This is a genomic window from Chitinophaga oryziterrae (genome assembly GCF_009758125.1).
Lineage (GTDB): Bacteria > Bacteroidota > Bacteroidia > Chitinophagales > Chitinophagaceae > Chitinophaga > Chitinophaga oryziterrae.
The window spans coordinates 143,806-155,421 of the sequence record NZ_WRXO01000007.1 but is presented as its reverse complement, the minus strand read 5'-3'; the positions used below and the strand labels follow the sequence as shown (position 1 = coordinate 155,421).

Genomic DNA, 11,616 nt, shown 5'->3' with positions numbered 1-11,616 from the left:
CGGCTTTCGTTTGGAGACGTTAGGCTCTCCTGTGTTCCCGTATTACCCCTGTCTGCCTTTGATATGTTCTAAGACCCCGGTCGAATCGCCCCTGCTCGTCAATAACGCAGGTTAGATGTTGCCTTAGCATTTCGAACAACTAAAGCTTCAACGTTGAGGACAGTTTCGAGGTTCAATAGCATACCGTCAGCAGTCGCTGTCTACGCTTCGTGCCACCATTTCTAATAACTACGCAAGACTCGCTTCCGGTGGTTGACTAGACCTTATCGGGCAGGGCTGTTTACCTGCCGGGTAATTTCGAGGTGTTTCATTTATAAATCCCCACCTCACGGACTTTGCACAGCGCAATCGAAAGTTGTCCCTCTTTCTCCGCAAGCTTTAAAGCCTTCAAGTCGAAAGATTTGAAGGCTGTTTCTTCTTCGAATTATTTCCACGAATTAACTCCTTCTTAAGCTAAACTTTGCAGTATAAAACGATGAACTGCATTGGGGTAAAATTGAGTTTTTCTTTATAGTAATTTATTATTACTGTGGCGATAATTTATATAAATGTATGGTTCCTTCATTATCAAGGACGATTAGTCTCAATCCAATTATATAGGGGAAATAGATCGCTGGAACGAAGCCGTCGATGGGTAAAGGAAGCTTCTGTTTTTCCAAAATTCTTCCAGAGTCTCTATGTAATGTAAAAAGTAACCCACTGGTAGTGCATCCATATACATGATTAACGGATAAGGAAAACCTGGTCAAAAAACCTCCTGCGAAAATCTCTTTGTCGGTAGTGCCCCAGTCTTGTCTTACTGGGATATATTTTCCTTCCTGGAGGTCTGCAAAGCCATACCTGTTCTTTGTCATTTCGTAGACTTTTCCATCATTCGTCAAAAAAACATTCGTCCCAAAATCTGGTATCAAGGCATGCTGCCTGCCGGAAAAAAGTTCGAGAACAAGAAGTTTACCAACAGAAAGCAGAACCGCTGCAAGGTCTTGATGAATAAGAATCTCTCCGCAGATACTGCACGGTTCTTGAGGTAGGAAAGGATTGATCCTGGCTGTTCCATAGTTCGAAACGTCTACCGTCCATAGTTTTTCGCCGGTTACTCCGGAATATCCAATCAAACTGTGTCGCCTGTCTTCCTTCGGCGATGCTATCAGGTATTTTCCAGCACACTGTACAAAAGCATTAGGAAAGTCCGGAATAATCCAAAGAATCTCGTCGTGTTCGAGACTGCGTTTCACAAGATTGAATGTTGAACCATCAGCAACTTCCATTATAAAAGATTCAGTATCGCTGCAGTGATATGCTCCCTTATGAATTGCACGGAGGCTGGCGTCGGTCACTCGATAGATATGAAGGCTTCCTGAGAAATTCAGAAAAATGTAGCCGTGTCTAACATTCCACGCACTAAAAAAAGTATTTTCCGGGAGGGCAATGAAGATTTGCCAGGACGTTATCTCAAACGTGGAGACATCCATACAATAGATCGTCAGACCTCCCGTCTGGTGCTGAATGTAATAAATAAGATTATGACTTTCATCTGTATAGAAACCGTTGATTCCGGAAATCGACTTAGCGTGTTTTATCATTGATCGGTAACATTAAAAAATTATAAAAAGGGCTTACCTGAGGATAGGTATAGTTTGAACTGTGATCCCAAAGTGCGGTTATCACCGGGAAATGCGATTATGAATCAGGTTAGGTTTAGATCATCCTTATTATCTTGTTAATTTTCCACTGTAGCCTAATACACAATCAGAATCAGCAACAATATCATCCCGGTGTATTTCACGACTATCATCGTTCTTTGTGGAGGCAGTGGAATAGTTTCCGTTCTTTCTTTCACCCAGTAAAAAAACTTAGTAAAGTCTTCAGGGATGTATAATGCTTGAGCTTCGCAATCTTATTCCATGTCCAGACACGTTTGCCGCCACGATGGTTTAACCATTTATGGAGCAGGTGCTTTGTCCAGTTATAGCATTAATCAGCTAGTTTCCAATTAATAAGGAGTTCGAATTTGATAACGATTTATAATCAATTTGGTTCTCATAAGGCAGCGAGGTCAGTCATAATTGCCTCTTTGTAAAAAGAAGTTGAAAAGGTCGGTGGATGAAAGCGAACGAAATCCTGCCGTACGCAGCATAGTCACCAATTGCCCGCGGTGATAGGTTGAGTGATTGACAAAGTGCGCAAACGTCTGCCAGAATTTCAATTCATAAAATTCGGTTCCCCACTTAATGCGTACATTCTTCGAGTAATCCGCTTCCGGGTATTGATCAATGACCATTTTTAGCAACGTTGACGATTGCCGCCAAATGGTCAATAATTCAGCTTTGCCTCCGTTGAATACAGTTGACAGAAAAACTGGCGCTGGATTGTTACTCCAGTAGTCGATCCAGACAAGCTGTGCGCTTACAAGGTGGAGCGTTGTTTTTTCTATGCTATCGAAGCTACTCGTTATCGTCTGCTTCCATTGGTTATTATCGAGTTGTTCCAGCCATACGCAGATGATCTTGTTCGTCTCGATAATGTAAGCGGTAAGTTCCTGAAAATAGGTTTTGTCCATATTGATGAAGATAAAATAAAGCCCGGCAGACACATACGCGACCGTCCATAGGCTTGGATGGGTCTTAAATAAAAGGAATTGGTCAGTTGCTATCCAGCTAACTGATATTGTTTCGGGGTGACGCCATATACCTGTTTAAATGACTGGATAAAGCTTGACAGGTTTTCATAACCTACCTCCAGGTAGATCTCGCTGGCTTTTTGATTGCCCTTTTTAAGCAATTGAGCGGCTTTTTCCATACGTTTTTCTAAAAACCACTTGTTGGGTGAAGTCCCATAGATATCTGCGAACCGCCTTTTGAATGTAGAAAGACTGGTATGGCATAGAAAAGCCAGTTCGTCTACAGTAACGGGGTAATCAATGTTCGCTGTAACAGCTTGCCTGATCAGCAGTTCGTTATCGGCCAGTTTACCCACGTTCTGAAACTTTTGCACTTGGCCAGGATAATTGTCGCAAAGATATAGGAGTAGTTCATTCAATTTGATTTTTTGCATCTGCGCAGATATAGGCTTTCCCGTTCCAAGCATAAGGCGAAGCGAGGTAGTATAGGTGACCAGGAAATCATCCTTTTCAAATAACAGCACTGGTTCTGCACGACGCTGGTTCACCGCAGTTACCGATCCGGGATGATCTGCAAAAAAATCTGTAAGTAAATGGCTATCGAAAGAGATCAACAGGCTTTGATAAGTACCACTTTCGGATACCGTTTTTTCGCTCATCAGGCAATTCCCGGCTGAAAGCAGTAAGAACTGCCCCGGGTTGATCTGAACCGTAGTACCTGCATAATGAACGGCCTTTTGTCCTTCCAGCAGAAAACTGAACAAGTGTTGTTCCAACGTGATCCTGTTACGGACACTTGAAGTTTCTGTATGATAATGGATCATAGAGATGGTTGTTGTTGCCTGGTTCACTTTCATGTTATTTAAAAATACGACAATATCATTAATGTGCCTGCCCGTAAACCAACAGGCCAGGTTCGTTGCTCTTTAGTGTAAATACGGATGATTTTTTTTCTCAAGTTGCCATAACTTTCTTTGTTTTATGTTTTCAAAGGTAGCTTCTGACATCACGGCGTGCCAATAGCCAACAGTCCAAAAAGTATCGCCCAACGTCCAAAAAAGTAAAGCCTGTGGTTTTAGTCAATCAGTTCAACGCCCGTATGTAGAAAAAAAACGGTAGCCTTCCTGAACTGTTCCTGGTTCTGCATTTGTATTTCAGTAGCCGGTACACTGGCAGCTCTGCGTCTTCTGCTAACGATGGTCTCTCCGCTTCTCTGGCGAAAGGTCATATTATCTATAGATCCCGATAGTCCTTTTATGAGTACGTTATTAATCAATATGATAAAATGATACTTGAACGGTATGATACACCTTCACAGATTATAATAAGACCCTATGCAAAGCAGCATTGAAGAGGTATTGATAAGGTTCATCCTACGTTCATCCTTCGTTGCGAACGTAGGATAAACGTAGGATGAACCTTATCAATACCTCTTCAATCCCTTTTCTTAACAATACTTCTTAGAATCTGAGTACCTGTTAAGGTGTCTTATCGTCTCTTAGCTGCTGTGCAGCACTATTTACTCCGGCTTTGTCAACTGTTATCTCTTTTTATAATCAGGAATATTTACAATTTGCTATGCCAGAAATTATCCAATTCGTTATCCCCTGAAAATATCAGGTTGAAAGGGAAAGACATACGATGCTATTTAGCGATAGGGTAAGGATGCTGAATGAAAACCGGCTTCGCATCCGGAAGATTATCATCTCATATTCTGACACGAACAACAGCATCTCTCACCCACCGCACAAAAGCTTTTAGCAAAGTACAATAGGACCCTGTTAAATCGACACCTCTAAGTCGGGCCATAAGGTGTGTAGTATATGCTACAATTTACTTATAACCTGCTATTATTACCTATTCAATTGCTATATAAGCCCTCCTTAAATAAGGTGGGCTTATATGGGGCTATGAGGGGACTATGAGAGGGCTTATATAGGGCTTATACTACCTGATGAGTAGGCATTACATGCATTGAGAAATGAAAACAAGGTTCCTTCCGATTTAAATGATCTCATTCCTGATAATTGTTGTTATACCTGATGCCTCCATTGCAATCCTGCCGCATCAACAAATAAATCTTTTTGACAATATTAAAAATTTACTAATATTACGCAAAATTTGCATCCGGGAAAGTTTTGTGAGGGGGGAAAAAATAACTGTTATTCTCTGTAGTAATTAATCGTTGTTAACTGAGCTGTTCCCGACAACCCGATACCTATATTATTCAACCTATGGTAAAACCTTACCTGCGAAAGTTCTATTGCCGTTACATTAGCTTGTTAGCGCTGTTAATTATTGGTCAGACTGTTGTGGTACACGCGGCGGACAGTGATTATGTTAAGACCCGTTTACCGGCCACCAATGTCATGGCCACCAGTATGATGGAAAGCCGCAGCTTTCCGGATATAGATAAACAACTGGTGCAGGAAACGCTGATTGCGCCCGAAACCGGTTTGTTCTCTGATGGCGGCCTGCAAAGTATATACGATACTGACAGCAATGCCCACGTATACCGCGATATCGCTAAGGCAGAATTCGAGAAAATAGACAAGAATAACCGCTATACCGCTTCCCTCTCGCCGGACGACCTGAATGAGCTGCCCATAGGGCTTTTTAAGACCGTTGGCAATACTACCGTGACGATCGCGGTGAGCAATGCCATGTTCTATCCCACCTATGCGGAGCTTACCGTATATGCCAAAGTGCAGATACCGCAGGAGCCACATGAGATCTTTTTTGGTCTGAAAGGCCTTAAACTGTCGTACAAAGGCGGTATACTGGGCGATGCCAAACTGGTGCTGCTGGGGGATGTTCCTATAAAGCTGGGCGGCGGCACGGCAGCCCTGATATTGAAAGGCGGCATGGATATGCAAACCGGCCAGGGGCTTGACCTTACCTACGTAACGATAGATTGTAACGGCTTTAAGGAGCTGGGGGTTAGCGGGGAACTGATGTTCCCGCGGAGTATGCTGGTGCCTTTAAAATCAGATGGAGAACGGAATACAGACACCACCGCGCAGGTAAAAGCCTCATTCAATACTGTAGTGCGCGACTGGAATGATATACTCGTGAGCGTAGAACTGCCTGCATTTGAAATAACGCCCCTCAAAGGCGTGGGGTTCCGTATAGGCAAAGCTGTATATGATGGCAGCGACCTGCGTAACTCCCCGGACATTGTATACCCTGCAAAATACCAGGAGCGTTACATGCCTGCGGATGACCCCAACTTATGGCGGGGGGTATATGTGTCGGACCTGGAAATAACGTTGCCCAAACAATTTACGTGGCGTAATCAGCCCGGAAAACGTGTTTCGTTTGGCGGCAAGAACCTGATTATCGATAACAACGGCATCACCGGCAACTTCTTTGGCAATAACATATTACCAGATGGCAGCGCAGCCGGCTGGCGCTTTTCTGTGGATCATCTGGACATAGACCTGGTGGCCAACCACCTCACAGGCGCAGCGTTCAACGGTATGCTGGGCCTGCCTATGGCAAAAGCCCCACTGGCTTATTCTGCCGTTATTACCGCGGACAATGAATATATACTGAAACTGACCACCATTGATACACTGGATTTTATGGTATGGCGGGCAAAAGCCCAGCTAAACCCAAACTCATGGGTACAGTTAAAACTGTCTGACGGACACTTTGAACCTGAAGCCATGCTGAACGGTTACCTGATAGTGGCGTCGTCCCTGAAGGTAGATGACAATGGCAAACCTGTTGCCAAATTTAAAGGCATAGTGTTCCAGGGCTTGCACCTGCAGGCCAAAGCCCCCTATCTCACCGCCGATTATTTTGGGTACAAGGATGAGAACACAATCTCCAATTTCCCGGTGGCCATTAAGGAAATCTCCCTGGAAACCAAGGACAGTACTACGGCCAACCTCAATATTGAAGTACGCTTTAACCTGATGGAAGGGAAATTTGGCGGTGATACCCGCCTGGCCCTGGTAGGAAAGTTTGATAACAGTAAAGGACTGCAGACCTGGAAATTTGAGAAAATAAAGTTGGATTCCATTTCGCTGCATGCTGATTTGAGCGAAGCCATGTCCATATCCGGTCTGCTAAGAGTATATGACGATGACGCTGTATATGGCGATGCAATAAGCGGCGAGGTGAATGCGAGTTTCATGAAGGGAAAAATAAAGGTAAGAACCCGCGCCATGTTCGGTTCCAAGGGTTTCCGCTACTGGTATGTAGATGGCAAGGCCGAATTTAAACCCGGCATCGCAGTAGCCCCACCCCTGGAAATATCAGGCTTTGGCGGCGGCGCCTATTACCGGATGAAAAAAGAAGGCATTGATACCATTGCCTCTCCAACGGGCGTAAAGTACGTGCCGGATTCCACCGCAGGATTAGGCATTAAGGCCGCCGTGTTGTTTGATATGGTAAAGGACCAGGTAGTGCATGGGGAAGTATCGTTTGAAGTGGCGTTTAACCGCAGTGGTGGTATCAACTTCATGGGGCTGTATGGTTATGCAAAAATACTGGCCACAGTGCCGATGGGCAATATCTCAGAGAAAGTGGGTAAGCAGTTTGCCAAACTGCAGGCAGAGGAACAGAAAGCCATTGCAAGCCTGGGGGCCACAGGCCAGAAGCTGGAGGACCTAAAGGTATCTAATCCCTCGGGGGCGGCGGCGGCCATGGCGGGCGATGAAAATCTATCTGCCGAAGTGGGCATCACTGCCTATGTAGGTATACAGTATGATTTTACCACGTCTACCCTGCATGGCAACTTCGATATGTACATGAACGTAGCTAACGGCATGATGACAGGCAACGCCAGCGGCAACCGCGCCGGCTGGGCCGTGATCCATATTTCGCCCAGCGAGTGGTACCTGCATATGGGTACGCCAACCAACCGTTTGGGCACTAAGTTGTCTATAGGTGGTCTCAACATTAAATCAGGCGCCTACCTGATGGTGGGCGATAAGATACCCGGCTCTCCGCCACCACCACAGGAAGTTGCGGATATCCTGGGCGTGGACATACAGGAACTTGATTATATGCGCGATGCCAATGCACTGGGCGAAGGCCGGGGTTTTGCATTTGGCGCGAGCCTTAGCGTGGAAACGGGCGATATCACTTTCCTGATACTATATGCCAACTTTAAAGCAGGTCTGGGCTTTGATATTATGCTGAAAGATTATGGTGATGCACATTGTGTGGGCAGCACCGATAAGATAGGTATCGACGGCTGGTACGCTAACGGCCAGGCCTATGTGTACCTACAAGGTGAGTTAGGTGTGAAAGTAAACCTGAAATTCATCAAGGCCCGTGTACCGCTCATATCCGGCGCAGCAGCCATGCTGATGCAGGCTAAACTGCCCAACCCTACGTGGGTAAGAGGATACATGGCAGTTAAATTCAGCGTATTGGGCGGCCTTGTAAAAGGTAATATGCGGATGAAGGTGGTTATCGGCCATGAGTGTGAGATTGTAACAGGCAGTAACAGTCCGGTAGATGTGAAGATCATCTCCGATCTGAAACCAACTGCTAATGCCAGTGCAGTAGACGTATTCACTGCACCGCAAGCCGCCTTTAATATGCGTATAGGTCAGTCTTTTGATGTAGACGACGACAAGGGTACAAAGACTTACCGCACAAGGCTGGCATCCTTTACCGTTATGGATAACGGTCAGCCGATACCTGGTCGTCTGGAATGGAACAGCAACAATGATGGTGTTTCTTTCTACTCCAAAGAGGTACTACCTTCTCAAAAACAACTGACCGCGACGGTGAAAGTGACCTTTGAAGAGCAGGCGGACGGAACCTGGCAAACGGCCTATGTAGACGGCAAACCGGGCGAAGAGACTGAAACGGTGACCTTCACTACGGGTACCGCGCCGGACTATATCCCGATGCAGAATATCGCTTATGCATACCCGGTAGTGAACCAGCAATACTATTATAAGGATGAATCTGATAAAGGTGTCATTAACCTGAGCATGGGGCAGGCCTACCTGTTTGATGCGAGGTGGCAGTATGCGATCAATTTCAAAGATGCTGCTGGTCAGACCACTAAAATGGATATGACCTATGACATCCCTTCACAGACGATTCATTTTACACCAACGGCGCTGAAGGCGGGTACGGCCTACCAGTTTGACGTAATTGCCATCCCTCCTGGCGCACAGAGCACCGATGAAGTGGTAGCTTACCAGCAACAGCAGGATGCAGGCGAGGACGGTAGTTATGCTGTCGCCAACAACCAGGCACAGACAGTTTCCAGGGGCGACGTAGCCAAGTCATTGTTGCATTACGGATTCCGTACCAGCAAATTCAACACGTTTGCGGAGAAGATGCAGTCGCTGCGTTTGAAAGACGGCATAGGTGAAACAGTAACCACGGACGTAGTACGTCTGCTGGCCGATGTAGGTGACTATGAAGGCTTTGAAGTAGTGGAAATGACAGGAAACAATTACACCGGCTACAAACCGATGGTGAATGTGGAAGCGGTGATGGATGATGCGTATTATACAAGCGACATCAACCCACTGTTGTATGCCCGGTATCCTATCGATAACGACATATTCATTAACAACCGTAATACGGATGAATTGGGGGTAACGCCAAGCAAGGCGTTTATACTGATGCCTACTTACCTGGCAGAAGCATCTACCGGCAAAGTGACCTCCTGGATAAAGACAAGATTGCCGTATCTCTATAATCTTCCACAGGTGTACAACCTGGACTTCTCCGAGTTGCAATACAAAGTAGTGAACAGGTACATGGGCACAAAGAATGCGGTCAAATATGACTACCTGATAAACGCACATTTCCCTTTCATACGGTACGGCGATTACAAAGTAAAATACCAATATGTGCTGCCTGACGGTACGAAAACCAGCAGTGCTGTATTCAATTATCATAATCCATTTAAAACAACCGGCTTCTGATGCGCAGGCTATCTTTTATACTACTTATACTTACCGCTGTTATGCCGTTGCGCGCACAGCGTAAAGACAGCGCCAGGATAGCGGTTACCGCCACAGCCAGGCAACACAGCATATTGCTGCGATGGGGCATGACCACATCCCGTGCCTGGAAGCTCGGTAACCAATATGGCTTTCAGCTTACCCGTTTTACCGTTACCCGGGACGGGAAGCTATTGTCATCGCCGGAGGCCAAAGTATTAAATACGCAACCGCTACGGCCCAAACCATTAAACGACTGGGAAAATATCGTGCAGCATGACCAATATGCCGCTATCATTGCGCAGGCATTGTATGGTAAGGATTTTGAAGTGGGCGGTGGCGGTGACAAGGGTATTGCAAGTATCATGGCACAGTCGGCCGAGCAGGAACAGCGTTTTTCACTCTCCCTGTATGCCGCAGACAATAGTTTTGAAGCCGCTGTGATGGCAGGTTGGGGCTGGGAGGATAAAGAAGCACGTCCTAATGAGAAATACCTTTACCGCGTCAACTCGCTGGCGCCACAGGATCGTTTGGCTGTGGACTCCGGAGGCGTATTCATAGGTATACAGGACTATGCACCGCTGCCCGTACCTGGTGATGTAGGCGCAGTGTTTGGAGATAAACAGGTAGCACTTAGCTGGGATTACAGCGTTTTAAAACACTACTATACTTCGTGGATAGTAGAACGTTCCAAAGATGGTGGTAAGAGCTTTGAGCCGGCCCGTTCGCTGCCGGTAACCAACCTGAATGAAAAAGAGAACAAGCCTTCACCCCGCATGTATTTTCTTGACTCCCTGGAAGACAACAATACGGTGTACCAGTTCAGGGTAAGAGGTATTTCAGCATTCGGCGAAAAAGGGCCACCTTCTGCAGTTACTACCGGTAAGGGCAGGCACGTATTGATATATGTGCCTAACATCCGCAGCAACCAGATCTCTGCACAGGGAAAGATGACGCTTACCTGGGATTTTGAAACTGCGGGTAACACATTTATCAAAGGTTTTGCATTGAACCAGGCCGCCAGTGAAAACGGTCCTTACAAAACCGTACTGACCAATATTGCTCCTGATCAGCGCAGCCTGCAATACGACCAGCTATTGCCGTCCAACTATTTTACCATTACCGCTGTCGCCAAAGAAGGCGAATCGACCCACTCCTTCCCTGTGCTGGTGCAACCGGTAGACTCTACTCCACCTGCACCGCCCATTGGACTTACAGGCACTGTTGACAGCAATGGTGTAGTAACGCTTAGCTGGAAAGCCAATATGGAAAAGGATATGTTGGGGTATAAGGTATTCCGCGCAGGCAGACTGAATGAAGAATTGTCTCCCTTAGTAGACTCCATTTATATGAAGACCGTTTACAAAGACACTGTTCCTATAAAATTCCTTAACCGTAAAGTTTATTATGCGGTAGCGGCATTGGATAAACGTTATAATCAATCCGACTATTCCGCTATCCTCGAACTGAAAAAACCGGATGTAATACCACCTACTTCGCCGGTATTCAGTGCTTATAAGGTCGTAGATGGCCAGGTACAACTATCCTGGGTGAATAGCGGAGATGAAGACGTAGCTGCGCACCTGCTGTACAGGAAAGCCCGTGCAGACACCAGCCGCAAGTGGGTATTGCTGCAAACATTCCGGGATGGCACTCAATACTATGCAGATCTGCACACTGAAGGCGGACAGACTTACACTTACATACTGTTTGCAAAAGACAGCAGTGGTCTTGAGTCGCCGCCTACCCAGCCAATTACTGTAACCATACCGGCAGACCCGAACGATATCAGTGTAAAAGCACTGAATGCTTATGTGAACCGGGACCAACGTTACATTGAGCTATCCTGGAAAGATAACAATACTGGTATAAACGAATATCAGCTATATAAAGGGGCAGGCGGTCAGCCGCTGAGTCTCTGGAAAGTAGTTCCGGCAAGTGTAAAAACCGTTGTAGATGAATCGGTGAAAATCAATACCGATTATGAGTATGGCGTACGTGCTGTGAACAAAAACGGTTTGAGCGGCCCGCTCAAAAAAGTTAAAACAAATTATTAATCCCTGCATACTT

The 11,616-nt window shown here is 46.0% G+C and carries 6 protein-coding genes; 2 read left to right on the top strand and 4 right to left on the bottom strand.

Annotation, left to right across the window (positions count from 1 at the left end; translation table 11 throughout):
- Nucleotides 1-524: 524 nt before the first annotated feature.
- The 4 genes from GO495_RS22220 to GO495_RS22205 form a co-directional block, all read right to left on the bottom strand.
- Nucleotides 525-1,268: a PQQ-binding-like beta-propeller repeat protein gene (locus tag GO495_RS22220; RefSeq protein ID WP_170302707.1), complete on the bottom strand. Its 744-nt coding sequence runs from the start codon at nt 1,266-1,268 to the stop codon at nt 525-527.
- 788 nt (nt 1,269-2,056) lie between these two features.
- Nucleotides 2,057-2,560: a DinB family protein gene (locus GO495_RS22215; protein WP_157301938.1), complete on the bottom strand. Its 504-nt coding sequence runs from the start codon at nt 2,558-2,560 to the stop codon at nt 2,057-2,059.
- Between the two features lie 89 nt (nt 2,561-2,649).
- Entirely contained in the window at nt 2,650-3,477 is an 828-nt protein-coding gene (locus GO495_RS22210; protein ID WP_157301937.1) for an AraC family transcriptional regulator, read from the bottom strand.
- 218 nt (nt 3,478-3,695) lie between these two features.
- Nucleotides 3,696-3,896 carry a hypothetical protein gene (locus tag GO495_RS22205; protein WP_157301936.1) on the bottom strand — a complete coding sequence of 67 codons (201 nt, stop codon included), beginning with the start codon at nt 3,894-3,896 and terminating at the stop codon, nt 3,696-3,698.
- A gap of 958 nt (nt 3,897-4,854) precedes the next feature.
- Between GO495_RS22205 and GO495_RS22200 the strand changes: the two genes are divergently transcribed.
- The gene (locus GO495_RS22200) at nt 4,855-9,528 is read left to right on the top strand and encodes a hypothetical protein (protein WP_157301935.1); all 4,674 of its coding nucleotides are present in this window, start codon (nt 4,855-4,857) and stop codon (nt 9,526-9,528) included.
- Nucleotides 9,528-11,603 (top strand): fibronectin type III domain-containing protein, encoded by a 2,076-nt coding sequence (locus GO495_RS22195; protein WP_157301934.1) that lies wholly within the window; start codon nt 9,528-9,530, stop codon nt 11,601-11,603. The genes GO495_RS22200 and GO495_RS22195 overlap by 1 nt, the downstream gene beginning before the upstream one ends.
- Nucleotides 11,604-11,616 lie beyond the last annotated feature (13 nt).

Bases quoted from the DNA above. Each gene is read 5' to 3' on its own strand.
- GO495_RS22200 (WP_157301935.1), top strand. From the start codon at position 4,855: ATGGTAAAACCTTACCTGCGAAAGTTCTATTGCCGTTACATTAGCTTG.
- GO495_RS22210 (WP_157301937.1), bottom strand. From the start codon at position 3,477: ATGAAAGTGAACCAGGCAACAACAACCATCTCTATGATCCATTATCAT.
- GO495_RS22195 (WP_157301934.1), top strand. From the start codon at position 9,528: ATGCGCAGGCTATCTTTTATACTACTTATACTTACCGCTGTTATGCCG.
- GO495_RS22215 (WP_157301938.1), bottom strand. From the start codon at position 2,560: ATGGACAAAACCTATTTTCAGGAACTTACCGCTTACATTATCGAGACG.
- GO495_RS22220 (WP_170302707.1), bottom strand. From the start codon at position 1,268: ATGGAAGTTGCTGATGGTTCAACATTCAATCTTGTGAAACGCAGTCTC.